This is a genomic window from Pseudomonas sp. Irchel s3b2, from assembly GCF_900187445.1.
GTDB lineage: Bacteria > Pseudomonadota > Gammaproteobacteria > Pseudomonadales > Pseudomonadaceae > Aquipseudomonas.
In genome coordinates this window covers 50,552-74,704 of sequence record NZ_FYEB01000005.1, presented here as the reverse complement: position 1 = coordinate 74,704, position 24,153 = coordinate 50,552, and the positions used below count along the sequence as shown (strand labels likewise).

Annotated in this window: 19 protein-coding genes and 2 pseudogenes; 12 read left to right on the top strand and 9 right to left on the bottom strand. The window is 57.8% G+C overall.

What is annotated here, in order from left to right; all coding sequences use genetic code 11:
• Positions 1 to 11: 11 nt before the first annotated feature.
• Positions 12 to 281 (bottom strand): hypothetical protein, encoded by a 270-nt coding sequence (locus CKW20_RS13735; protein ID WP_095053385.1) that lies wholly within the window; start codon positions 279 to 281, stop codon positions 12 to 14.
• A gap of 415 nt (positions 282 to 696) precedes the next feature.
• Between CKW20_RS13735 and CKW20_RS13730 the strand changes: the two genes are divergently transcribed.
• Both CKW20_RS13730 and CKW20_RS13725 read left to right on the top strand, forming a co-directional pair.
• The gene (locus tag CKW20_RS13730) at positions 697 to 1,818 is read left to right on the top strand and encodes a hypothetical protein (protein WP_095053384.1); all 1,122 of its coding nucleotides are present in this window, start codon (positions 697 to 699) and stop codon (positions 1,816 to 1,818) included.
• 16 nt (positions 1,819 to 1,834) lie between these two features.
• Positions 1,835 to 2,188: a DUF1428 domain-containing protein gene (locus tag CKW20_RS13725; RefSeq protein WP_095053383.1), complete on the top strand. Its 354-nt coding sequence runs from the start codon at positions 1,835 to 1,837 to the stop codon at positions 2,186 to 2,188.
• A 14-nt stretch (positions 2,189 to 2,202) separates the two neighbouring features.
• Here the strand turns inward: CKW20_RS13725 and CKW20_RS13720 are convergent, their stop codons facing one another.
• Complete coding sequence (locus CKW20_RS13720) at positions 2,203 to 2,397, bottom strand: hypothetical protein (protein ID WP_095053382.1); 195 nt, start codon at positions 2,395 to 2,397, stop codon at positions 2,203 to 2,205.
• 126 nt (positions 2,398 to 2,523) lie between these two features.
• Here CKW20_RS13720 and thpR point away from each other — a divergent pair, with 126 nt between their 5' ends.
• Positions 2,524 to 3,063 (top strand): RNA 2',3'-cyclic phosphodiesterase, encoded by a 540-nt coding sequence (gene thpR / locus CKW20_RS13715; protein ID WP_095053381.1) that lies wholly within the window; start codon positions 2,524 to 2,526, stop codon positions 3,061 to 3,063.
• Between the two features lie 192 nt (positions 3,064 to 3,255).
• Here the strand turns inward: thpR and CKW20_RS13710 are convergent, their stop codons facing one another.
• The 5 genes from CKW20_RS13710 to CKW20_RS13690 all read right to left on the bottom strand — a co-directional run bounded on the left by CKW20_RS13710 (position 3,256) and on the right by CKW20_RS13690 (position 8,551).
• Positions 3,256 to 4,353, bottom strand: coding sequence for a polyamine ABC transporter substrate-binding protein (locus tag CKW20_RS13710; protein WP_095053380.1), 1,098 nt, complete (start codon positions 4,351 to 4,353; stop codon positions 3,256 to 3,258).
• Positions 4,354 to 4,503: 150 nt separating this feature from the next.
• A complete protein-coding gene (locus tag CKW20_RS13705) occupies positions 4,504 to 5,388 on the bottom strand; it encodes an ABC transporter permease subunit (RefSeq protein WP_095053379.1) in 885 nt (294 codons plus the stop codon).
• A complete protein-coding gene (locus CKW20_RS13700) occupies positions 5,385 to 6,266 on the bottom strand; it encodes an ABC transporter permease subunit (RefSeq protein WP_176466902.1) in 882 nt (293 codons plus the stop codon). The genes CKW20_RS13705 and CKW20_RS13700 overlap by 4 nt, the downstream gene beginning before the upstream one ends.
• Positions 6,267 to 6,295: 29 nt before the next feature.
• A complete protein-coding gene (gene potA, locus CKW20_RS13695; protein ID WP_008068177.1) occupies positions 6,296 to 7,438 on the bottom strand; it encodes a polyamine ABC transporter ATP-binding protein in 1,143 nt (380 codons plus the stop codon).
• Positions 7,439 to 7,789: 351 nt separating this feature from the next.
• Complete coding sequence (locus CKW20_RS13690; protein WP_095053378.1) at positions 7,790 to 8,551, bottom strand: gamma-glutamyl-gamma-aminobutyrate hydrolase family protein; 762 nt, start codon at positions 8,549 to 8,551, stop codon at positions 7,790 to 7,792.
• Between the two features lie 280 nt (positions 8,552 to 8,831).
• Between CKW20_RS13690 and CKW20_RS13685 the strand changes: the two genes are divergently transcribed.
• The 9 genes and pseudogenes from CKW20_RS13685 to CKW20_RS13645 all read left to right on the top strand — a co-directional run bounded on the left by CKW20_RS13685 (position 8,832) and on the right by CKW20_RS13645 (position 19,019).
• Positions 8,832 to 10,208, top strand: coding sequence for a glutamine synthetase family protein (locus tag CKW20_RS13685; RefSeq protein ID WP_050681361.1), 1,377 nt, complete (start codon positions 8,832 to 8,834; stop codon positions 10,206 to 10,208).
• 193 nt (positions 10,209 to 10,401) lie between these two features.
• Positions 10,402 to 11,892, top strand: coding sequence for an aldehyde dehydrogenase (locus tag CKW20_RS13680; RefSeq protein WP_095053377.1), 1,491 nt, complete (start codon positions 10,402 to 10,404; stop codon positions 11,890 to 11,892).
• Positions 11,893 to 11,944: 52 nt separating this feature from the next.
• Entirely contained in the window at positions 11,945 to 13,228 is a 1,284-nt protein-coding gene (locus CKW20_RS13675; RefSeq protein ID WP_095053376.1) for an FAD-binding oxidoreductase, read from the top strand.
• 277 nt (positions 13,229 to 13,505) lie between these two features.
• A complete protein-coding gene (locus CKW20_RS13670; protein WP_007895886.1) occupies positions 13,506 to 14,054 on the top strand; it encodes a cupin domain-containing protein in 549 nt (182 codons plus the stop codon).
• Between the two features lie 300 nt (positions 14,055 to 14,354).
• Positions 14,355 to 14,816 (top strand): annotated as a pseudogene (locus CKW20_RS13665) (GNAT family N-acetyltransferase); the annotation flags it as partial.
• 175 nt (positions 14,817 to 14,991) lie between these two features.
• Positions 14,992 to 15,987 (top strand): isocyanide synthase family protein, encoded by a 996-nt coding sequence (locus CKW20_RS13660; protein WP_095053374.1) that lies wholly within the window; start codon positions 14,992 to 14,994, stop codon positions 15,985 to 15,987.
• Positions 15,987 to 16,703, top strand: coding sequence for an HAD-IA family hydrolase (locus CKW20_RS13655; RefSeq protein ID WP_095053649.1), 717 nt, complete (start codon positions 15,987 to 15,989; stop codon positions 16,701 to 16,703). The genes CKW20_RS13660 and CKW20_RS13655 overlap by 1 nt, the downstream gene beginning before the upstream one ends.
• Before the next feature lie 27 nt (positions 16,704 to 16,730).
• Complete coding sequence (locus CKW20_RS13650) at positions 16,731 to 18,491, top strand: L-tyrosine/L-tryptophan isonitrile synthase family protein (RefSeq protein ID WP_095053373.1); 1,761 nt, start codon at positions 16,731 to 16,733, stop codon at positions 18,489 to 18,491.
• A gap of 219 nt (positions 18,492 to 18,710) precedes the next feature.
• Positions 18,711 to 19,019 carry an addiction module antidote protein gene (locus tag CKW20_RS13645; protein WP_095053372.1) on the top strand — a complete coding sequence of 103 codons (309 nt, stop codon included), beginning with the start codon at positions 18,711 to 18,713 and terminating at the stop codon, positions 19,017 to 19,019.
• Between the two features lie 102 nt (positions 19,020 to 19,121).
• On the opposite strand, the pseudogene CKW20_RS13640 reads toward CKW20_RS13645, so the two are convergent.
• Together CKW20_RS13640 and CKW20_RS13635 are read right to left on the bottom strand one after the other, a co-directional pair.
• A pseudogene (locus tag CKW20_RS13640) lies at positions 19,122 to 19,268 on the bottom strand (fructose-bisphosphate aldolase); the annotation flags it as partial.
• A 223-nt stretch (positions 19,269 to 19,491) separates the two neighbouring features.
• Positions 19,492 to 23,769 carry a cytochrome P450 gene (locus tag CKW20_RS13635; protein WP_095053371.1) on the bottom strand — a complete coding sequence of 1,426 codons (4,278 nt, stop codon included), beginning with the start codon at positions 23,767 to 23,769 and terminating at the stop codon, positions 19,492 to 19,494.
• Positions 23,770 to 24,153: the final 384 nt, after the last annotated feature.

Genomic DNA, 24,153 nt, shown 5'->3' with positions numbered 1-24,153 from the left:
GCGCGAGCATGTCAGAAGGTGAACGCTTGTCCCGCCCGTGACGGATGCTGAGCCATTTCAGTCTCCAGCAAATGCTCAACCAGTACGTCATTCAAAAAGCGGAACTGATCATTGAGCCCGACCACTTCGTTATTGAAGTGGTTGGCCGCTGCCGGCATCAGCAAGGACTCGAAGTGCTCGTCGAACACCAGCGCGACTGCTTTGCGAGACACGACCTGCTGCGAATAGTAGTTGCTGCCGAATACCGGAAAGCTCACGGCGAGGCTGACAGAATGAATCATGATTTTCGCTCCTCGGTTTGACCGATATCCAGCACCAAGCGGGAAAACAGGGTCAGGGTGACGGCCGTCAGGGCATGGATCAACATTGTTTGCCCCTCCGGTGCGGGGTTTAAATAGCGATGAAATTGATCCTGCACCTGATGGTTTTTTTGCGGAAGGCATTCGCGGCGATGGTGAATATTGACGTGAATGATGATGGCGATCTGCTGGTCTTGAGGGCCTATTCGCGAGCAAGCCCGCTTGTGTCTTGCGCAGGAATTAGACTGAGGGTGAGAGCGGGCTTGCTCGCGAAGGCGTCTTTGAGGGCATCATCCATTCATCTGACGGACGGAGCCCGCCCCCGACCTATACTCAAATCAGCACGCTCTTTAGCGTCGAACACTCCGTTCGACGAGGACTGTAGGACACCGCGATCTTGAACCTGCGTTCGCTGATCGTCGCTGTGTTAGTGATATTGGCGGGATGCGCCACGCCCACGCGTGCCCCGGTAATCGTGGTGCCAGTAGTGGTATCCCAGAGCACCTGGCAGCAAGTAGACCGGGAGATTGTCGCCGCTTCGCAACAGGCTACCGAACAAGCCAGGGTCTACGCCCGCGGGTCCATGGAGCATTGGCGCACGCGGGTTTATCAGCAAACCGAAGAAGTCTTCATTCCGTGGTTCAGCAGTTACTGGACCCAGGAATGGCTGTCGATGAAAGTCAGCTGGTACACCATCAATGCCGGAGACGAGCAGGATGCGACGACCAAACGCCTGGCGGCCTATCTGCTGGAGCAATATCACCAGCGGGTGCTGGAACCGGTGGCGGTGGAGATCGATCCGGACGCGATCCTCAGCCAGGCGACAGAGTTTTATGTGCAACTGATGGGGCAGCAACTCGAAGTTATTTCCAAACGTCATGGTGTGCCAATGGCGCAGCTCAACGGTCGCATTCAGAAAATCCCGGCAATTTCACTGGGCCCGCCAACCGCCCGTGACGCTTCGCTGTATCAGGTGGTGCATGCCGAACTGAGCAAATTGCCGGCCTACCAGGCGCTGATCGAGAAGATCCACACGGCGGGCGGCGAGAAGGGCATTGCTTCGACGGATGCCGGCATGGCGCCGGTGGCCAAGCGTGCCAGCCGACGAATACAAGCCGAAATGGCCCCCCGAGGCGCGGCCAGTGCCGTGGCGGCAGTGGCGGGGAAGGCGGCCGGGGCGTTGATTTCCGTGGGGGTGGCGGGGGTGCGCGCGATTATTCAGGCCAACGACCGGCCCGATAGCGAGGCACTGATTCGCAGCAGTCTGGGCAATTCGTTCGACAAGGCATGGGTGAAGCTGGTGGATAACCCCGCCACCGGCGTCATGGCCGGAACGCTGTACATGGCCAGGCAGATCGAGGGCAGCCTGGCCGCCAACATCGAACAGCCGGTCGAGCAGCCAGTCGAACAGTCAGTCGAACGGCGAGTCGAACAGCCAGTCGAGCCGTCGGTCGATCAGAACGCGGGATCTGTCGATTTTAGCCACGTTGATTCGACTACCCAGCGGATCAACCCATAACCTGAGGAAAACGATCATGGCTTACGTCGATGGCTTCGTCGCAGCAGTACCCACCGCCAACCGCGAAAAATTCAAGCAACACGCGCAATCCGCCGCCGAGATCTTCAAGGAAAGCGGCGCCCTGAGCCTCGCTGAATGCTGGGGCGATGATGTGCCTGATGGCAAAGTGACCTCATTTCCCATGGCGGTAAAACTCAAGGAAGACGAAACCGTGGTGTTTTCCTGGATCGTCTGGCCGGACAAGGCCACCCGTGACGCCGGGATGGCGAAACTCATGAGCGATCCGCGGATGCAACCCGACGTCAATCCAATGCCGTTTGACGGTCAGCGCATGATTTTTGGCGGTTTCGATATGATCGTCAAAGCTTGAAGCGAGCAGCAGGATCACTCCGGCGTCGGGGTGGTCCTGCAACTCTTGCGGTTACGAATCTCGCTGTCCGTTGGTCGCTCCTTGATGAACTCGAAGCGCGGCTCGCCTTCGTTATAGTGAACCAGCCAGCCCCATTCCAGCTCGGACTCATCCTGGCCGGGCTTCGGTGGCACGGCCCACCATGGCTCTTTGCTGATGATCTGACGCATGGCGCCCTCCCGTCGATTCGGTTGCTTCAACTATAACGCGCATGCCGTCACGTGCCAGAAATGCACTTGCTGGCGCGGTTTCCCTTTGTAAAATCAAAGGGTCCCCGAAGCCTTGAGGTGGCCGACATGAGCGATGAATCCCGTGAGCCGTTCAAGCGGCTGTTCTTCGCCCTGAACTGCGCCCCCGAACAACGCCGGGCCATCGCCCAATGGCGCAGCGCGCTGGAACTCAATGTCGGACGCCCGGTGCCGGCGGAAAACTTTCATCTGACGCTGCTGTTTCTCGGCACGGTGGGGATGGCGCAGATAGCGCGCGTCTGCGAGGCTGCCGCCAATGTGCGGATGCCCGGCGTGCCGTTGACGGTTGTGCTTGATCGTCTGGAAGTCTGGCGTCGCTCCGGGGTTTTGTTGCTGGCGCCCGAGCAGGCAGAACCTGAGTTGCTGCGGTTGGTGTATGCGCTGGAGCAGGCCATGTTGCCGTTTGGCTTCGAAGACACCCGTCGCGAATTTCGGCCGCATTTGACCCTCATGCGCGACTACCGGGCGCCGGTTCCTGAATCCGCTACGCCGCCAGAGTTTTTCCTGCGTGCGGATCGCTTTACCTTGTTCGAATCCCATAAAGGGCGGTATCGGGCGCTGGCCGAATGGCCGCTGGTTTGTGCATAAGCCCACAAAAAAAGGCGCCCGAGAGCGCCTGAAATTCACCTTGACCGAGGAAGCCAGGTGAAGCCGTTCTTCTGAGAGGAGTGCAGCGGTGGTAAGGCGCTGCGTGAACGGGTTCTACATGATCGTTCCCACGCAGAGCGTGGGAACGATCAGATCTGATTGGTGCATTCACATATGTTGTGTCCGGCGCATTTACTTACCGAGCTTCACCCGCGTCCAGCCCCGGGTCATCACCCGCTGAATACCGATCGGCATATCTGGAATGGCATACAGCGTCGCCATCACCGCTTGCGGCGGGTAGGAACCCGGGTCGTCGCGAATCGCTTCATCCACCAGTGGCGTGGCCGCCGCGTTGGCGTTGCTGTAGCCGATGTTGTTGGTGACGTCGGCGATGATGTCCGGGCGCATCAGGAAGTTCATGAACAGGTAGGCGTTGTCGACGTTAGCCGCGTCTCGTGGGATGGCGACCATGTCGTAAAAGCTGCCGGCGCCTTCTTTCGGGATGCTGTATTCGATCTTCACCTTGTCGCCGGCTTCCTTGGCGCGGGCCTTGGCTTGCAGCACGTCACCGGAGTAACCGACGGCGACGCAGATGTTGCCGTTGGCCAGGTCCGAGATGTACTTCGACGAATGGAAGTAAGCCACCGACGGCCGAATTTTCATGAACAGCGCTTCGGCTTCGATGATCTGCGCCTTGTCCTGAGAGTTCACCGGGTAGCCCAGATAGTGCAGGGCGGCCGGGAGCATCTCCGTTGGCGAATCAAGGAAACTGATGCCGCAGGCTTTGAGCTTCGCGGCGTTTTCCGGTTTGAACAGCAAGTCCCAGGAGTTCACCGGCGCATCGGTGCCCAGCACTTCCTTGACCTTGGCCGGGTTGTAACCGATGCCGATCGAACCCCACATGTACGGGAAAGCATGACCATTGTCAGGATCGCTGGCAGAGGCGTTTTTCAGCAGCACCGGGTTGAGGTTTTTCCAGTTCGACAGCTTGGACTTATCGAGCGGCTGATAGACCCCAGCCTTGATCTGCTTGGCCAGGAAACTGTTGGACGGCACCACAATGTCGTAGCCGGATTTACCGGCCAGCAAGCGTGCCTCAAGGGTTTCATTACTGTCGAACACATCGTAAGTCACGCGGATGCCAGTCTCGTCTTCGAACTTCTTGACGGTGTCCGGGGCGATGTAATCCGACCAGTTGTAGACGCGCAGTACCTTGTCATTGGCCTGGGCACCGGTAGCCATTGCGCCCAATAAGGACAGTGTCAGCAGAGTCCTGCCAAACATTTTCATCGGTACAACTCCATTTTCTTTTTATAGAACACAAAACCGATTGTAGGAGCGAGGCTTGCCCGCGAAGAACGATGACGCGTAATACCTGAAAAAACCGCGGTGCGTTCTTCGTGGGCAAGCCTCGCTCCTACAGGATTTTCGTCGCAGCCACTAGGCCGTCGCTTCTGCCGTGTGGTTTTTCGGTTGCTGCCAAGACTCGCTGGCGGTCTGGTCCATGGCTTCCTGGATCGCCCGTTTGCGCGTGGCTTCGGCCTTGCGGCTGAAGTACCAGACCAGGAACGTCACCAGCGACACCGCCAACAGAATCAAACTGGCCACGGCATTGATCTCAGGCTTCACGCCCAGACGCACCGCCGAGAACACTTCCATCGGCAACGTCGTCGAGCCCGGCCCAGAGACGAAACTCGCCAACACCAGATCATCCAGCGACAGAGCAAACGACATCATGCCGCCCGCCGCCAGTGATGGCGCGATCATCGGAATGGTGATCAGAAAGAACACCTTGAACGGACGCGCACCCAGGTCCATGGCCGCTTCTTCGATCGACAGGTCCAGCTCACGCAAGCGCGCCGAGACAACCACCGCCACATACGCCGCACAGAATGTGGTGTGCGCAATCCAGATCGTCACCAGGCCACGCTCCTGCGGCCAGCCGATCAACTGCGCCATGGCCACAAACAGCAGCAACAGCGACAGACCGGTGATCACTTCGGGCATCACCAGAGGCGCCGTCACCAAACCACCAAACAGCGTGCGACCCTTGAAACGCGTAACGCGGGTGAGCACAAAAGCGGCGAGGGTGCCCAACGCCACGGCCGCAATAGCGGTGTAGCAGGCGATTTCCAGGGAGCGCACCACCGAGCCCATCAGTTGCGAGTTGTCGAGCAGGCCGACGTACCACTTCACCGACCAGCCGCCCCACACCGTCACCAGTTTCGAGGCGTTGAACGAATAGATCACCAGAATCAGCATCGGCAGGTAGATAAACGACAGGCCGAAAATCAGCATGAACTTTGAAAATCCGAAGCGTTTCATCCCCGTCCCTCCATCTCTTTGGCCTGGCTGCGGTTGAACAGCAGAATCGGCACAATCAGAATCGCCAGCATCACCACCGCCAGGGCGGATGCCACCGGCCAGTCGCGGTTGTTGAAGAACTCCTGCCACAGCACGCGGCCGATCATCAGGGTTTCCGGGCCGCCCAACAGTTCCGGAATCACGAACTCACCCACCACTGGAATGAACACCAGCATGCAACCGGCAATGATCCCGTTCTTGGCCAGCGGCACGGTGATTTTCCAGAAGTTGTTGAAGTTGCTCGAACCCAGGTCCGACGCGGCTTCCAGCAAGCTGTGATCGTGCTTCACCAGATTGGCGTACAGCGGCAACACCATGAACGGCAAGTATGCGTAAACCACCCCGATATAGACCGCCGTGTTGGTGTTGAGGATCTCGATCGGCTGCGACGTGAGCCCGGTCCACATCAGGAACCCATTGAGCAAACCGTTGTTGCTGAGGATGCCCATCCACGCATAGACGCGGATCAGGATCGCGGTCCAGGTCGGCATCATGATCAACAGCAGCAAAACGTTCTGCGTTTCCTTGTTGGCCTTGGTGATCGCATAGGCCATCGGGAAACCGATCACCAGGCACATCAGCGTGCTTAAAAACGCGACCTTCAACGAGCCGAAGTAAGCCGAGATGTACAACTCATCTTCGGTCAGCAGCGAGTAGTTGCCGATGTTCAGCAGCAGCTGAAATTTCTGCTCGGCGAAGGTGTAAATCTCGGAGTAGGGAGGAATGGCCAGCGCCGCTTCCGAGAAACTGATCTTCATCACCAGGAAGAACGGCAACAGGAAAAACAGGCACAGCCACAGGAACGGAATGCCGATGACCAGTTTGCGGCCGCTGGGCACCAGGCGCAGGAACTGCTGATTGAAGGTTCTCATGAGCGCAGTACCACGCCGCTGTCGTCTTCCCACCACACGTAGACCTGATCGTCCCAGGTCGGGCGTGCGCCACGGCGTTCGGCGTTGGCCATGAACGACTGCACAATTTTGCCGCCGGGCAATTCCACGTAAAACACCGAGTGGCCGCCGAGGTAGGCGATGTCATGCACCTTGCCTTCGGACCAGTTGTAGCGAGTTTCGGGCTTGAGGGTGCTGACCAGCATTTTTTCCGGGCGGATGGCATAGGTGATCGACTTGTCCTGCACCGACGTACTTACGCCGTGGCCGACGTAGATCTTCTGCGCAAGGTCTGGGCTGTGAATGATCGCGTGACCTTCCAGGTCCTCGACCACGGTGCCGTCGAAGGCGTTTACGTTGCCGATGAACTCACAGACCATGCGGCTGACCGGTGCTTCATAGATGTCCACCGGGCTGCCAATCTGGGCGATCCAGCCCAGGTGCATGATCGCGATGCGCTCGGCCATGGTCATGGCCTCTTCCTGATCGTGGGTCACCATCACGCAAGTCACGCCGACGCGCTCGATGATTTCCACCAGCTCCAGCTGCATCTGCGAGCGCAGCTTTTTATCCAGTGCGCCCATCGGTTCGTCGAGCAGCAACAACTTAGGCCGCTTGGCCAAAGAACGGGCGAGGGCGACACGCTGACGCTGGCCGCCGGACAACTGATGGGGTTTGCGTTTGGCGTATTGGGTCATGTGAACCAGCCGCAGCATCTCTTCGACACGGGCGTCGATTTCGCTGGCGGGCAAACGGTCCTGCTTGAGGCCGAAGGCGATGTTCTGCGCCACCGTCATGTGCGGGAACAGCGCGTAGGACTGGAACATCATGTTGATCGGCCGTTCGTACGGCGGCATGTCGGTGATGTCGACACCGTCGAGCAGAATCCGCCCTTCGGTCGGGCGCTCGAAGCCGGCGAGCATGCGCAGCAGCGTCGATTTACCCGAGCCGGAACCGCCGAGCAGGGCGAAGATTTCCCCTTGATGGATCTCCAGGGACACATCGTCCACGGCGGTGGTTTCGTCGAATTTCTTGGTGACGCGGTCGACTTTCACCAACACCTTTTTCGGTGCCTGGTGACCTTCAAGAGCCTTCCTGTAGATGCTGGAGGCGTTTGCCATATGAAACTCCCAACAGGTTTCAGTCGTCGGGCCAACGCGGCCTGACTTAGTTAGTTGATTGCAAGCCCAAGCCGTACGGTGCCAACGCGACCCCTGTAGGAGCGAGGCTTGCCCGCGAAGACGGTGTATCCGTCGACATCATCGTTGCCTGACACACCGCCTTCGCGGGCAAGCCTCGCTCCTACAGGGATTTGCGCTTACCCGTACCGGAGGGCTTATTCGGCACCGCCATCCTGGCTGCCTGGTCGTACTTGTTGTTATTGCGGTTCATCTATTACGTGAGCGACCGGCGCGCAAAGGCACGCCCGCCTGACTCACGGGGGCAGTTAAATCGTTGAATGCTTTTTGACGTCAGCGCGTATTACGCAGCGCCGCCCTTAGCCGGCACGCATCGCCAAACGCCTGGAAAATACTCAAGTAGGGGGGATTCGAAAGCACCTGCCATTCCGGGTGCCACTGCACACCAACGGCGAAGGCCTTGCTGCGCTCGACAGAGATCGCCTCGATCAAACCATCCGGCGCGATCGCCTCGGCGCGCAAGCCGGGAGCGAGTCGGTCGATGCCTTGGCTGTGAATCGAATTGACCTGGAACACCTGCGGCAAATCCAGCGCTTCGAACACGCCACCTCGCTGCACGTTGACCGCATGAGCAGGCGCGTATTGCACAGCCAGGTCCGGGTGATCCGCTTCGCGGTGATCGAGGTAGCCGGGCAGTTCGTGCACCTTCTGATGCAGGCTGCCGCCGAACGCCACGTTCATTTCCTGAAAGCCCCGGCAGATGCCGAGCACCGGAACACCGGCGGCGATGGCTGCGCGCAATAAGGGCAGGGTGGTGGCGTCTCGTTGCGGATCGTGATCCGTGCCGGGGGCACTGGCCGGGCCTTGATAGTGGAAGGGTTCCACATTTGATGGCGAGCCGGTCAGCAACAGACCGTCGAGCTGCGCGAGCAGGTCATCGATTTCGGTCAGATCGCCTAAGGAAGGAATGACCACTGGCAACCCCAAAGCCGCGACGCTGACAGCACGCAAATACTTGTCGCCGCTGACGTGGTAGGGGTGCAGGCCAATCTGTTTGACGCACGCAGTAACGCCGATCAATGGCTTGAATGCCATTTTTATCACCTCGAAGTTTCACACTTGAACGAGCTTTTCCGGAGCTTAGCCTTGTTGATTTTAATTAACAACTCTCATGTAAAAAATTCTAAACGGCGTACACCCGATCTTCAGGATTTACGCGGTGCACAAGACTTATTTGGCACTCTTTGGCCCAAAAAAGGCCAGAAAATAAAGGTTGAAAGGCCAGGTGTTCGCTATTGACTTCACTTTGCCTTTCGGATTGACTGGGCTCGTGAAAGGGTAGTGAACATAATAATTAACAGCTAATAGGTGCATCATGTCGGTCCCTCTGCGTGCCGTTCAACTCAACGAAGCAAACGCATTCCTTAAGAAATATCCTGAGGTTTTGTACGTCGACCTTCTGATTGCGGATATGAACGGTGTGGTGCGCGGCAAGCGCATCGAACGCACCAGTCTTCATAAGGTTTACGAAAAAGGCATTAACCTCCCGGCGTCGCTGTTTGCTCTGGACATCAACGGCTCTACGGTGGAAAGCACCGGCCTGGGGCTGGACATCGGCGACTCGGATCGAATCTGTTTCCCCATCCCCAATACCCTGAGCATCGAGCCTTGGCAGAAGCGCCCGACCGCGCAACTGTTAATGACCATGCACGAACTCGAAGGCCAGCCGTTCTTCGCTGACCCGCGCGAAGTGTTGCGTCAGGTGGTGAGCAAGTTCGATGACATGGGCCTGACCATTTGCGCAGCCTTCGAACTCGAGTTCTATCTGATCGACCAGGACAATGTGAACGGTCGTCCGCAGTCGCCACGCTCGCCGGTGTCCGGCAAACGTCCGCATTCGACTCAGGTGTATTTGATCGACGATCTGGATGAATACGTCGATTGCCTGCAAGACATCCTCGAAGGCGCGAAAGAGCAGGGCATTCCTGCTGACGCCATCGTCAAGGAAAGCGCCCCGGCGCAATTCGAAGTGAACCTGCACCACGTCTCCGACCCTATAAAGGCCTGCGACTACGCGGTGTTGCTCAAGCGTCTGGTGAAGAACATCGCCTACGACCACGAGATGGACACCACCTTCATGGCCAAGCCGTATCCGGGCCAGGCGGGCAATGGTTTGCACGTACACATTTCGATTCTCGACAAAGAAGGCAACAACATCTTTGCCAGCGAGGATCCCGAGCAGAACGCCGCACTGCGTCACGCGATCGGCGGTGTGCTCGAGACCCTGCCGGCGCAGATGGCGTTCCTCTGCCCGAACGTCAACTCGTACCGCCGTTTCGGCGCGCAGTTCTACGTACCGAACTCGCCAAGCTGGGGCATCGACAACCGTACCGTAGCGGTGCGTGTGCCCACTGGTTCGGCGGATGCCGTGCGCATCGAACACCGCGTTGCCGGCGCCGATGCCAACCCGTATCTATTGATGGCTTCTGTTTTGGCCGGTATTCACCACGGCTTGACCAACGAAATCGAACCGGGCGCCCCGGTGGAAGGCAACAGCTACGAGCAGAACGAACAGAGTCTGCCGAACAACCTGCGCGACGCCTTGCGTGAGCTGGACGACAGCGAAGTCATGGCGCGCTACATCGACCCGCTGTACATCGACGTGTTCGTCGCGTGCAAGGAAAGCGAGCTGGCCGAGTTCGAAAACTCCATCTCCGACCTTGAGTACAACTGGTACTTGCATACGGTTTGATGGCCCCTTCGCGGGCAAGCCTCGCTCCTACAGGGGGGATGTGTCGGACACAGAAAATGTGCATACCGCAAACCCTGTAGGAGCGAGGCTTGCCCGCGAAGACGGCAGCACAATCACCGTTGGAATCGCCTGACACTCCATTTTCGCCAGCTCAATCCAACGACTACTTATTCCTCTGCGTAGAGTCACAACCATGACAAACACTCGCAGCGACTGGGAGCAACGCTTCCAGTCCCTCACACTAGAAGGCCGCGCATTCATCGACGGCCAATACCGCCCGGCACTCAGCGGCGATACGTTCGAATGCATCAGCCCGGTCGACGGCCGCTTCCTGGCGAACATCGCCAGCACCGACGAGGCCGACGCCAATGCCGCCGTGCAGGTAGCGCGCCGCACATTCGAATCCGGCATCTGGGCGCGGTTGGCACCCGCAGAACGCAAGCGCATTTTGATTCGCTTCGCAGACTTGATCCTGGCGAACCAGGAAGAACTGGCGCTGCTGGAAACCCTCGACATGGGCAAACCGATCAGCGATTCCATGAGCATCGACATTCCAGCGACCGCCAACGCGATCCGCTGGAGCGCCGAAGCCATCGACAAAATCTACGACGAAGTCGCCGCCACACCGCACGACCAATTGGGCCTCATCACCCGCGAACCAGCCGGCGTGGTCGCGGCCATCGTGCCGTGGAATTTCCCGCTGATCATGGCCAGCTGGAAGTTCGCCCCAGCCCTTGCGGCGGGCAACTCGTTCATTCTCAAGCCTTCGGAAAAGTCACCACTGACCGCGATTCGCATCGCGCAATTGGCCCTCGACGCTGGCATCCCCAAAGGCGTGTTCAACGTCCTGCCAGGCTTCGGTCACACCGTCGGCAAGGCGCTGGCGTTGAACATGGACGTCGACGTACTGGCCTTCACCGGCTCGACCGCAATTGCCAAGCAACTGCTGATCTACGCCGGGCAGAGCAACATGAAACGGGTCTGGCTGGAGGCGGGCGGCAAGAGCCCGAACGTGGTGTTCGCCGATGCGCCGGACTTGCGTGCTGCGGCTCAGGCAGCGGTCAGCGCGATTGCCTTCAACCAGGGCGAAGTCTGCACTGCTGGCTCACGTCTGCTGGTGGAGCGCTCGATTCGCGAGCCGTTCATTCCGCTGCTGGTGGAAGCGCTGCAAGCCTGGAAACCGGGGCATGCGTTGGACCCGGAAACCACTGTTGGCGCAGTCGTCGATCAGCGCCAACTGGAATCGGTCTTGCGCTACATCCAGGTCGGCAAAGACCAGGGCGCGCAACTGATCGCTGGCGGCAGCCGCACCCTCGAGGCCACCGGTGGCCTGTACGTGGAGCCGGCGATTTTCGACGGCGTGACCAACGCCATGACCATCGCCCGAGAAGAAATCTTCGGTCCAGTGCTGTCGCTGATCACCTTCGACACCGCTGAAGAAGCCCTGCAGATCGCCAACGACAGCATCTTCGGCCTCGCCGCCGGCGTGTGGACCAGCAATCTCAGCAAAGCCCACACCTTCGCTCGCGGCTTGCGCGCCGGCAGCGTCTGGGTCAACCAGTACGACGGCGGCGACATGACCGCGCCGTTCGGCGGGTTCAAGCAGTCAGGTAACGGTCGAGACAAATCGCTGCACGCGTTCGACAAATACACCGAACTCAAAGCGACCTGGATCAAGCTCTAACACCTTTACAGCGGCGGTCGCCGGCATAGGTTGGCGGCCCTCGGAGAAACGTATGAAACAGACTCATGTAAACAGCTACTACGCTGCGACTCGTAATCAGATCGGTGATTACCCGGTTCTTGAAGAATTGGTGGAGTGCGACGTCTGCGTGATTGGCGCCGGCTACACCGGTCTGTCCTCGGCGCTGTTCCTCAGCGAAGCGGGCTATAGCGTCACCGTACTGGAAGCCGCGAAAGTCGGCTTCGGCGCCAGCGGTCGCAACGGCGGTCAACTGGTCAATTCCTACAGCCGCGACGTCGATGTGATCGAAGAACGCTACGGCGACAAAACCGCCGAAGTGCTCGGCAGCATGATCTTCGAAGGCGCCGACATCATCCGTTCGCGCATCAAGGAATACGACATCAAATGCGACTACCGCCCCGGTGGCATCTTCGCAGCGCTGAACAAAAAGCAACTCAACGGCCTCGCCGAGCAGAAGAGCAGTTGGGAGCGCTACGGCAATAAAAGCCTGAGAATGCTTGACGCGGCTGACATCCAGCGCGAAGTCGGTTGTGACAACTACGTCGGCGGCCTGCTCGACATGCAGGGCGGCCACATCCATCCGCTGAACCTGGCTCTGGGCGAAGCTGCCGCGATCATCAGCCTGGGCGGCAAAATCTACGAACAATCCGCCGCCGTGGAAATCACCTACGGCGAACCGATCACCGTACGCACCGCCAAAGGCGTGGTGCGGGCCAAGTACCTGCTGATCGCCGGCAACGCCTACCTGCCTCAAGACCTCGACAACCGCGTCACGCGCAAAAGCATGCCCTGCGGTTCGCAAATCGTCGTCACCGAGCCGTTGTCCGAAAAAGTCGCCCGCAGCCTGATCACCAACAACTACTGCGTCGAAGACTGCAACTACCTGCTCGACTACTACCGCCTCACCGCGGACAATCGCTTGCTGTACGGCGGCGGCGTGGTCTACGGCGCTCGCGAGCCGGACGACATCGAACAACTGATCAAACCAAAAATCCTCAAGACCTTCCCGCAATTGAAGGACGTAAAAATCGACTACCGCTGGACCGGCAACTTCCTGCTGACCATGTCCCGCATGCCGCAATTCGGCCGCATCGAAAAGAACGCCTACTACATGCAAGGCTACAGTGGTCACGGCGTCACCTGCTCACACCTGGCCGGCAAACTCATCTCGGAAATGATCCGCGGCGACGCCGAACGCTTCGACGCCTTCGCCTCCCTGCCGCACATGCCCATGCTCGGCGGCCGCACCTTCCAGGCCCCACTTACCGCCATGGGCGCTGCGTATTACGCGCTGCGCGACCGGTTCGGCATCTAAGTAGAACCTTGGCGGCGGCCATCCCAAAAATGTGCCGCCGGCCAATGCCAGTCATAGCAGGGCACCACTCCCACGGTTTCCGCGCCTGAACTGGCCGGCATCAGAGGCTCGCCGGCTTTTTTAATTGCCGTTTATCGAACCTGCTGAGCAACACCAACAAACGTGATTTAATACCCGCCTTTCACGGTTCCGGGACGGGAAACGGCGTAATCCGCGGCCACCAGTCGCCCGCCACCCACCCCCATTACCCCTTAAGTATTCTTCGCATAAGGCTGTCATGGACACGGGCTCACGACTCAAATTAGTACGCGAAAGCTACAAGCTGTCCCAGCGCGAGCTGGCCCGGCGTAGCGGCGTCACCAATGCCACCATCTCCCTGATCGAACAGAATCGCGTCAGTCCCTCCGTCAGCTCCCTGAAAAAACTGCTCGAAGGCATCCCCATGTCCTTGGCGGACTTCTTCACCTTCGACCAACCGCCTCGCGAGCACCAATACGTGTTCCGCGCCAATGAACAGCCGGATCTCGGGCGTCATGGGTTGCGGTTGTTACTGATTGGCGCTTCAGTGCCGAGTCGACAGATGCGGCTTTTGCGCGAGCAGTACGCGCCTGGGGCGAGTTCGGGGGAAGAGCCGATTGTGCATTCTGAGGGAGAGGAGTGTGGGTTGGTTACCCGTGGCACGGTCGAGTTGACGGTGGACGGGCAGATTAGTGTGCTGAATGCCGGGGATGGGTATTACTTTCCGACGACTTTGCCACATCGGTTTCGGAATATTGGGGCCGATGAGGCGGAAATCATCAGCGCCAACACCCCGGCTAACTTCTGATATCGATAGCGAATATCAAACCTGTAGCAGCTGCCGAAGGCTGCGTTCGGCTGCGAAGCAGTCGTAAATCCGGGTACTGTTCCTGATCATTCCACTCCACGATTGACAACCCGGATCATCCAAAACACTATCAGCCCATGACCTACACACGCCGCATGAACATGATGTGCTTCTACATGACCGCTTCTGGCGGGCCATGAGGTCATGCGTTCGTAGAATTTGACGTAATTACCCAAGGCCCCGCCAGAAATGGACGGGGCTTTTTAGTTCTCCGTCTACCGATGGCTAGTGGAGAATGAAATGTTCGAGATTAGACGCGCCACGCACAGCGATGCCCAAACGGCGTTCGACATTCGCCTTCAAGCGATACGGCATCAATGCATCGGCGCCTATACCACGGAGCAAATGCTGGCCTGGACGGCAGGAGCAGCCAAGGACGGGTATAGCGACCTGATGGATAAACACTTTTATCTGGGCTGTATCCAGGGTGAGCCGGTGGCGACAGGAATGCTTGATCTGGAGAGGAGCGAAATCGGCGCGATCTTTGTCCTCCCGAGCTTTATGCAGCGAGGCATTGGCTTGAGAGTTTTGAACTACCTTGAATGCCTGGCGCGAGATCTGGGGCTGAGGGAGGTCAATCTGGACGCCACGTTGAACGCCGCTGACTTTTACCGGCGCTGCGGTTTCGTTGGTGACAAACCTGCTATTTACCATTCGCCCTCCGGGCTTCAGCTGGCTTGTGTGCCGATGGTGAAAGCGCTAGACAGGATTGGTTGCTTCACCGACAGCAGACCCGGAGGGGCTCGTGCAGGCCGTAATATTCCTGATTGCCACGATTGACAGCCCTCACGACTTGTAGGAATTTAGCCGCCCGCAGGTAAGGAATATCTGCTGACGGCCAAAAAATGGCCGTTATTCACCACACAAAGGATTGTCTATGCAGGGTTCAAACACCGTTGCTCAACAGGTGTGCGGTCAGCTGGTGCATGAGCATCAGAACAACGCGCACATGAACATTGCTCAGCAAATCCTCGAATGCCTGTTTCGACGTCGTAACCTTGCCCCAGGGCAGGATCACGAACTTTCGTTGCAGGTGCTGGAACCCCATCTGACCAAGGTCATGCAGGCGATCGAGAACGGTCGCCAGATCGAAATGGTCTTGCCAGCCTTTCCCGGCAAGTCGCCCAGCCGCAAGAAAACCCTCAGCCATCTACCCGATCTTGCTGAGCATCACGCAATCGACGAGTTACACCGCCTGTGCAATGAGATCCAGGAGATCTACGCACCGGGAGCGCTGATTCATATCTGCTCCGATGGCTATGTGTTCTCTGACTTGGTGCATGTTCCCGATGCGGACGTTAAGGCCTACACCGACGCTATCCAGGACTACGCCGAACAGCACTATCCCGGTACGTTCGCCCATTTCGACCTCAGGGATGCCTATCCTCCGCTTGATTGTCTGGACGCCATGCGTGAGGAAATGATGATTGAGCACGGTCAGTCATTGGTCTTGTTGCAGCAGCGTTTCAAGGATGATCCGCACATGATGTTGATGTACTGCGGCATCCATCGCTTTCTTTCCGAGGATTACTCGGGGCTCAAAGTATTCGCCGGGATGAGCCTTAATGCGGTGAAGAAAGTCGCCAAGCCGGCATCGCAGCGGGTGATCCAGCGCAGTGAGGCCTGGAGTGCGCTGTTACAGGCGCGCTACCCGCATTGCCTGCGCCTGTCGATTCACCCGCAACTGGCGGTGTCGACGAAGATCGGTATTCGACTGGTGCCAACCAGTGACCTGTGGCGTACGCCCTGGCATTCGGTGGCTATCAAGCGGCGGGGTGTGGTCACCCTCGAAAAACGCAGCAATGTCGATGAGCGCTACCACCGCTTGGTGTTTCGCAAGGGGCGTCCTTGTCACTACGCCAGTGCTCAATGATGACGTCTCGGTTGCGGGTCGAAGCCGTACTCTTCGATTTGGATGGGACCTTGGTCGACACCTTGCCTGACATCACCTGGTGCCTGAACCAGGTGTTGCTCGAACACGGTTGCCCGGCGCAGACAGCGCAAACGGTGCAGGGTTATATCGGCGGCGGGGTCACGGCGATGATCGAGCAGCTTGCCACGCAGTTCGGCATAGCCGATGCGGTCGCGCTGCACCAGCGCTATGTGGCGCTGTATCAAAACAACCTTGTTCAATTTTCCCGGCCCTTCAACGGTGTGCTTGCCTTGCTCGAAGGTTGTCGCCAATTGCAGGTGCCGCTGGCAATCGTCACCAACAAGACCGAGGAAATGGCCCGGCAAGTTGTCGATGCGCTGCTTCCACAGAATACCTTCGGGACGATTCTGGGACATCGCGCGGGCAGGGCGCTCAAACCTCAGCCGGAGGTGGCATGGGAAGCCGCCCGGCGATTGTCGGTTGATCCGCAATGCTGTTTGTTTGTCGGTGACACCGAGATCGATCTGAAGACCGCCCGTGCTGCAGGTATGTACTCGGCAGCGGTCACCTGGGGCTATGGCCTGACCCCTGCATTACAGGCCCAGGCCCCGAACTTCTGCTGCGAACAGCCTGCCGGGTTGTTGCGCATCCTGCAGCAAGTCTGCGGTACAGCGCATGCGTTCACCGAGCAGGGCGACACCGTTAAATCCTATTGATACACACACTCTCAAGGAAGTTGTTCTATGGAACATAGAGACGCATGGATCGCTGCCGTCAGCGATTTGCTCGCAGGTTATCTGCTCAAAGGCACGGATGATTGTTTCGACCCACAAGGCAGAGCGCATCTCGCGCTACGCCTGGGGCATTGCTTCGATCAGAGCCTGCCGGTGCGTCTGGTACTGCCAGGTTTTCCCTGCAAGTCGCCAAACGCCACCGACCAGACATTCGGTGTGCTGCCGGATTATGGCGAGGTAATCGCCATCGAGCGCCTCGACCAGCTCGGACAAGCCATCGCCGCGTTGCACGCACCGGGTTGTGTGGTCTCGATCCTCAGTGACGGAACGACGTTCAATGACATCGTTGGCGTTGCCGACGATGTTCGCGTCGCCTACAACCGGGCTTTACGTGAACTGTGCACCACCCATACGATTCAGTGGGTCAGCATGGAAGACCTGTTCCCCCAGGCTCAAAGTGCCGAGTCGGTTCGCGCCAGCCTGATCAAGCAGGCCCGTCTGCCCTGGAAAAACCTTGGGGAGTTGATCGAGCAGAGCCGGCACGATGAATCCCTCAGCCAGGCGCATGACCATCTCTGCAGCCACCTCTACAACGACCTGCGTCTGTGCCGTGAAGACGGGCAGAGCGAGGACGAGTACCTGCAGCAAATCAACTTCAAAGCCTACCAAATGATGTTTCGCGGACAGGCATTGAATGCGGCAGTGGACCGTTTCTTCGGCGATGACATTCGCTTGTCGGTCCATCAATACAGCAATGCCGGACCCAAATTCACCTTCGGCCTGGCCGAAGGGCTGACCCGTGTCGACAGCCCCTGGCATGCTGTGCCGGTGTGCAACCTCGATGGCAGCCAAACCCTTCGCGCCCGCGCCCAAGTCGACCTCGACCACCATGTGCTGGTCACTTGGCAAGGGCGGCCGTGGCTCTACCACCAAACAGAAAACCCGCAGGCCAACGGCTTCGAATACGAACTGCAAAAACTTCCGCTCTTTGGCCTGGTGGTGCGAGACCCCTTGGGGCTGGGTTTCGAACGACTGTCCACCGGCCTGCTGGAAGCACTGGTGGAAACCTTTGGTTTCGTCTGCCTCAAGGGCTGTCGCTTCGACGACCAGGACAGTTTTGCGCGCAGCTGCGAACGCTTCGGCACGCTGTACGAATGGGCCTTTGGCGCCGTGCACGTGGTCAAACCCGCAGACAAACCCCAAGGCGTGGTGCACTCGCTGGAGAAAACGCCTTTGCACTGGGACCTGAACATGCTGCCCGACAGCGACGCACAGGTTCAGCGCAATCCGAAATTCTGCGCCAGCAAATTCATGCTGTATTGCAAGACCGCGCCGCAACCGGGCGAGGGCCAGACCACCGTCGTCGACAGCCGAAACGTACTGCGTAAAGTCGGGCAGCAAGTCGCTCGACAATGGCAGTCGGTGAACATCACCTACTACACCAAAATGACCTACTTCGGTGGCTCACCGCGCATGTACAGCCTGGTGGATCACCACCCCCGCAGCGGCGAACTTATCCTGCGTTATCAAGAGGGCACTGATTCGACACTGCAGACGCTTAGCCAGTCTGTGCAGGACCATGATGAGGAAGCTCAACAGGCGCTGCTCGAACAGGTCAATGCGCTGGTTTATGACCCGGAGTGTCTGATTGCTCATCAATGGAGTGAGGGGGATTTGGTGTTGATTGATAACTATCGGACGCTGCATGGGCGGTTGCCGATGTCGGCGGCTTCGTCGTCACGGGAGTTGTGGCGGGTGCAGGTTTACTGATTGGTGTTGTCTTGCGGGCCCTGGAGATAGGGCTTGCGAGAAGTCTCGAATCATCAGTAACCGTTTCGTCATACTGCCTACACGATTCAGGGAAAAAACACACTGGACCAGAGAATGGCCTGACTGCTCGTCTGTATTCACATGGATACAGTGCCTCTGCGGGTCCTCGCAAAACACCGATATCCGACGGGCGAAAAAATTGGCAAGGGAGGTTTAAAAATGGGCCACACGTTGACTACCTTCGACATGGCGGCACTACTCGACAGCGACGAAGCCATCAGCGAGTACCTCTCTCAGGTACTGGCAGACGGCGACAACGAAGAATTTCTTCGTGCTATTGGCTACGTGGTAAAGGCCCGTGGCATGACACAAATTGCCAAGGATTCCGGAATGGGCCGCGAAAGCCTGTACAAGGCTTTCGCGCCAGGCGCGAAACCACGTTTTGATACGGTTCTAAAGGTCATCCATGCCCTTGGCATTGATCTCTGCGCACAACCGGGACATGCGGCAAATCACTCGATTGTCTGAGAGTGTCCGTGGCTGTTTTCCTTACTGGGAAAACGGAAAAAAGGTGACCGGAAAAAAGGTGACAGATCTATTTAAACAAATAGATCTGTCACCTTTTTGATTTTACGGCGTATCAAACCCCCGCTGCTCAATCACCCGAAACACATCGCTCACATCCTGGACCATGATCCGGGCGATGTTGGTGACGGTGACGGCGTTGATGTCGTGCTCGGCGTAGTCCGGCAGGCTGGTGCAGGCCATGAGGTTGAGGCGAAAATCGGGGGCAGACCACGTTTTTTCTAAGGATGGGAGGCAGTGCTCTTTCAATTTAAACGTGGTCTGCCCGATTTCTTTGTCCCGATTTCCTTCTGACTCTCATTCGCAGAAAGGGTATATCGAATTACAGCTGGAGCCGCCTCGAAAGGTATTAGTTGATATTGCATTAACAACGTCAGGGTGCGCCCATTTTAATATGGGGAGCGGAACATTCAATTTAGTTGACCTCAATGTTTCTGATCGTGATTCTCATGCGCTCGAGGTTGCGGAATATAATGCTTTGTCGCCAAGCCAGGCCGTTAGGTACCAGCGTAATGTCCCGGCGAGCAAGAGCCGGCATCACATGCTCAAGTTCGAGCCTGGCCAATTCAGCGCCCAAGCAATAATGCGCACCGTGGGAGAAAGCGAGGTGCTGCTTGACGCCTCGACCCAGGTCCAGGCGGTCAGGGTCAGGAAACATCGCGGGATCACGATTGGCCGCCGCGAACGAAATGATTACCGTGTCACCCCGTTTGATGTGTTGTCCACCGATTTCAATATCCTCCAGGGCATAGCGAAGCGTACTGCGGGCTGCGCCGTCAAAGCGTAAAAACTCCTCGACGGCGACCTTCGCCAGCTCCGGATGTTGACGCAATCTGTCGCTTTGGTCAGGGTTGCGTAGCAACGCCAACGCACTGTTACCGAGCATGCTCATTGACGTTTCGAAGCCAGCGGTGAAAATGAGCGCGTAGTGGGAGATGAGCTCATCCATGGTGATGCCATTGCCCAGCGCCGCATTCAAGTCCAGTTTACAGACTTGCTTGGCGGTTCCATTGACCTGCCTGCCCAAATGTTCGCGCAGGTAGGTTGCGAAACTGTCGGCACTGTGATTGGCCCGTTGCACTACTTCATTGGAAATCAGCGGATCAAATACCAGGGCGAGATCGCGTGCCCAAGGCACCAGCAAGCTGGCATCCCCACGAGGAAATCCGAGAACCTCTGCCATTATTTTTACCGGAAGGGGAAGCGCAAGATCGCGGACCAGATCGGGCGTGGAGCGCAGACACATGTCGGCAATGTGCTCTTCGGCACAATCACTGATATAGCGTTCCCAACCCTGCATCGCTTCGCGAGTGAAAAGTGGGCCGAAGACCTGCCGCAACAATTGTTGCCGTGGTGGATCGATGAAGAGCATGAACTCGTTGAACAGACGCGTCAGGGGCATGTCTTCCTGGCGTTGATACCAGGCACCGAGCAGTGATAGTTGTGTTTGTGCAAGTTCTACCCCGATGGCATTGCGCGAATCAGCGGAGAAGCGCTTGTCGCGCAAGGCGGCGGAGACGTCCTCGAACCGGGTCAGCCACCAGTGCCCCCGTGCATCGCGGTGGATGGGGTCGTGCTTGCGGATCTGATGAAGAATGGGGTATGGATCTTCGATGAAGGTCGGGTGGTAGGGATCAAAGCTCAGGCCAGTGGATGAGTAATCGATGGCGCGTCCTGTGGTATGGCTACCTTTGGCCGCCATCAATCGGTCCAGACCGATATCGACGCGGATATCGGCCCGCGTTTGTTGCGTTATTGCAGCAGCAAGAGCTTGCACATGCGGACGGGTAACCATGCTGAAGTGGTCTCCGGGAACATCGATCACTCGCAATGCCGGACACCACTGATTCCAGCCCAGTGCGTCCGTCCCGAAGCGAAAGCGCACGCGACGAGCGGGATGCATGACACTGGCCGGAAAACCGTCGGTTGCCCTGAACAGGATGACCGGACCAGGATAGGGGCGTGGCCGGTACTGTTCCATTGCCGCGTAACCGGCGCGATATGTGCGCAGTACATGGGCAATAGCCGAGCCGTTCAACAGTCCGGTCTGCGCTTCCAGTTCCTGGGTCAGCAGTTGGCGTTGCTGATTCGGGTCGAGCGAGGTGAGGGACGCAAAAACGTGAGGCTCATCACTAACGCCGGAGACACGCCGATACGAGTTGCGCAACTCGAACAGCGCCATGAGCTCATCATCATCGCTCGGACTGCCCTCGTACTGTGCAGCGGAAGAGTCAAGTAATAATAGGGGATCCACACGCTCCCCCAGTTCTGCAAGCTGTTGTGCGATCTCAAAGGCCACCAGACCACCGAAGGAGTGACCTGCAATCGTGTAAGGTCCTATGGGTTGAATGGCGCGAATCTCATCGATATAGCGCCGAGCCATTTCCTCAACTGAACCCAGGGGCGATTCGGCGCCATTGGTGCCTGGCGCCTGGAATGCGATGAAAGGTCGTGTACTGTCGAGCGCGGTGCAAAGATCGACAAGGTAGGAGGCTGTGCCGCCCAGCCCACCAATGCAAAACAGCGGCGAGGCTGACGACAAGTCACGCAAGGCAAATGCACAGCTCGTACGCGCGTGACCGAGTTGCACTGCCTTTGCGGCGGAGTGAAGCGTTGGCGTGCCGGGATGGGGGGCAGCGGCCTCGTTACCCAACACCTCATATTGTTTGATCAGTCGAACAGCCAGTTCATCGAGTGTGGTCGTTCCCACCAGTGTCGTTATCGGGATGGTGATACCAAGGCTTCGTTCCAGATAGCCGGTCAAGTCCATCGCGACGAGCGAATCGAGTCCCAGGTCATCCAACCGGGTATCCGCCGAAGGCTGACCACCGCCAGTCAGGCGCGCTATTTCCTTGGCGATGTGGTCGATCAGCGTGACTCGACTGTCAGTGTCATTCCCCGGTAAGGTCAACGCTTCGCCGACAGCCACTGGACTGAGCTCCCAGGCCTGTTCGACCTCAAGTTGCTGCTTCAGGTAATGTTTATGGCAGGCTTGGCGTGCCAGTTTACCGCTCGAGGTCTTATCGATGCTGCCCGCTTTGATCAAGACGATGTCCTGCGCTTGCAACTGGTAATGGGCGCTCAGAGCGTAGCGAATGGCATCCAGCACAGAGGCAAAGGTTTGCTGGCGACCCGTCTCATCGAGTAGATGGCGCGCGTCCACCTCGGCAATGATCGTCAGCCGCTGCTGGGTGTCTCGTTCACCGGCAAAGGCGATCACAGCTCCAGGTCGTATCCTGGCATGGCTCTGTTCAATCGCTAGCTCAAGGTCTTGGGGATAGTAGTTGCGTCCGCGAAGGATGATCAAATCTTTGATCCGCCCGGTGACATAAAGATGGTTCGCCTCCAGGCAGCCCAGATCTCCCGTCTTCAACCAGGCGCGATCGGGATCCTGGTCGAGTGTGGCCGCGAACGTGGCTTCGGTATCGGCCGGTTTGTTCCAGTAACCAACGGCCACATGAGGACCTCGTACCCATATTTCGCCAATTTCACCCGCCTGCGCGAGTTGGCGCGAGTCGGGATGCACGATGCTGACCTGAACGTCTTGCAACGGCCTACCAGAGGAGGTGAACGGTAAGGCTTGCGGATGGGACGATTGGACTGGCGTGAAACGATTATGCTTGAGGGCTTCGCCATCAATGAAGAGAGTTCGCGGTGTCTCAGAGGCGGGGCCTGCGGCCACGGCAACCACTGCTTCGGCCAAGCCATATGCTGGCACCATGCAGTTTCTGCTTAACCCCTGTTTGCCAAAGGCGTGAAGAAAGCGTTCAACACTGGCGTGACGCACTGGTTCGGCACCCACGATGCAGGTTCTGAGGCTGCTGAGGTTGAGTGCGTATCGATCGGCCCCGACGATTTTGCGTACGGCGATATCGAGTGCGAAATTCGGTACGAATGTATCGGTGGCTCGGTATCGGCTGATCGTCGACAACCAGACCGCAGGGCGCCGCATAAAGTCGAGAGGGGACATAAGTACCGAGCGGCCGCCCATGATGACCGGGAGCAGGACTCCACCCATCAGGCCAAGGTCATGATAAAACGGCGTCCAAGAGACCACGATGCGATCAGGTCCTTGTTCGGCTTGCGCTTCCATTTCTGCCTGGATCATCCGCATGTTGGCAATGATGTTGCCATGACTGAGGATGACCCCCTTGGGCCTTGATGTAGAGCCTGAGGTGTATTGGATAATCGCCGGGTGTCGGGGCGTTAGCCCGGGCTCTTTAAACGCGGGGGAAGTCTCGTCCTGGCACAGCTTGTCGACTGCAAGCCATGGCAGTTGTGCCAACTGAGGGGCGAAGGCCAGCATGGGCTTTGCCAGCTCAAGAATCGTGCTGCTGGTGAGCACCACCGCGGGTGCCGCATCGGCAACTATGGTCATTAGACGTGCCAAAGTACGCTCAATCCGAGAAGGTTCTGGCGGATAGGCGGGAATGGCGGACGCCCCTGCGTACAGGGTGCCGTGCAGGGCGGCAATGAAATCGAGCCCAGGCCAGAATAGTAACAGTACCCTGGTCTCTTGCCCGAACTGATCTAAGGATTGCGCGATGACTCGGGCACGACGGTCGAGCTCGGCGTAGCTGACGCCAACCTCGGATTGATTGGTGTCGTCGAGGAATACATGGACCTGTTTGTCCGGTGTTAGTCCAGCACGCTCTCGCAGGCAAACGTCCAGCGTGGAATGGGCTTTGTCCATGTAGCCTCCGTATTCAATAGTTAGGGTACAAGTACGAGCGTAAAATTAATGACTTGATTGCTCGGCACGCCAAACCAAACTAGATTGTTAACTGAATCTGAAAGTGTGCGAAATAATTCGACAGGAGTCGCCTACCTGATCGGCGAGAAATCTGTCAAATCGCTCAAAAAATGGGGGTCTTTTTAAATCCGTTAACCAAGCGTTCTGCTGAATGGCTTCATATTGCTGACGGGCTGGCTCTGGGTCTACTGTAAGAAGTTACAGTTTTTTATAATTAATTGAAATTTGATCAATAATGAAAGCGTCCAAGATAGTCGGCCGAAAACGGCAAGGAAGAACTCAAGTACATCTGGAACGTGCAACATTGGATATACAAGGGACGGA

Excerpts from the sequence above, each read along its gene's own strand:
- CKW20_RS13690 (WP_095053378.1), bottom strand. The coding sequence starts at position 8,551 with ATGGCATTCAAGCCATTGATCGGCGTTACTGCGTGCGTCAAACAGATT.
- CKW20_RS13655 (WP_095053649.1), top strand. The coding sequence starts at position 15,987 with ATGACGTCTCGGTTGCGGGTCGAAGCCGTACTCTTCGATTTGGATGGG.
- CKW20_RS13670 (WP_007895886.1), top strand. The coding sequence starts at position 13,506 with ATGGACACGGGCTCACGACTCAAATTAGTACGCGAAAGCTACAAGCTG.
- CKW20_RS13685 (WP_050681361.1), top strand. The coding sequence starts at position 8,832 with ATGTCGGTCCCTCTGCGTGCCGTTCAACTCAACGAAGCAAACGCATTC.
- CKW20_RS13675 (WP_095053376.1), top strand. The coding sequence starts at position 11,945 with ATGAAACAGACTCATGTAAACAGCTACTACGCTGCGACTCGTAATCAG.
- potA (WP_008068177.1), bottom strand. The coding sequence starts at position 7,438 with ATGGCAAACGCCTCCAGCATCTACAGGAAGGCTCTTGAAGGTCACCAG.
- CKW20_RS13635 (WP_095053371.1), bottom strand. The coding sequence starts at position 23,769 with ATGGACAAAGCCCATTCCACGCTGGACGTTTGCCTGCGAGAGCGTGCT.
- CKW20_RS13680 (WP_095053377.1), top strand. The coding sequence starts at position 10,402 with ATGACAAACACTCGCAGCGACTGGGAGCAACGCTTCCAGTCCCTCACA.
- thpR (WP_095053381.1), top strand. The coding sequence starts at position 2,524 with ATGAGCGATGAATCCCGTGAGCCGTTCAAGCGGCTGTTCTTCGCCCTG.
- CKW20_RS13650 (WP_095053373.1), top strand. The coding sequence starts at position 16,731 with ATGGAACATAGAGACGCATGGATCGCTGCCGTCAGCGATTTGCTCGCA.
- CKW20_RS13735 (WP_095053385.1), bottom strand. The coding sequence starts at position 281 with ATGATTCATTCTGTCAGCCTCGCCGTGAGCTTTCCGGTATTCGGCAGC.
- CKW20_RS13725 (WP_095053383.1), top strand. The coding sequence starts at position 1,835 with ATGGCTTACGTCGATGGCTTCGTCGCAGCAGTACCCACCGCCAACCGC.
- CKW20_RS13660 (WP_095053374.1), top strand. The coding sequence starts at position 14,992 with ATGCAGGGTTCAAACACCGTTGCTCAACAGGTGTGCGGTCAGCTGGTG.
- CKW20_RS13720 (WP_095053382.1), bottom strand. The coding sequence starts at position 2,397 with ATGCGTCAGATCATCAGCAAAGAGCCATGGTGGGCCGTGCCACCGAAG.
- CKW20_RS13645 (WP_095053372.1), top strand. The coding sequence starts at position 18,711 with ATGGGCCACACGTTGACTACCTTCGACATGGCGGCACTACTCGACAGC.
- CKW20_RS13705 (WP_095053379.1), bottom strand. The coding sequence starts at position 5,388 with ATGAAACGCTTCGGATTTTCAAAGTTCATGCTGATTTTCGGCCTGTCG.
- CKW20_RS13710 (WP_095053380.1), bottom strand. The coding sequence starts at position 4,353 with ATGAAAATGTTTGGCAGGACTCTGCTGACACTGTCCTTATTGGGCGCA.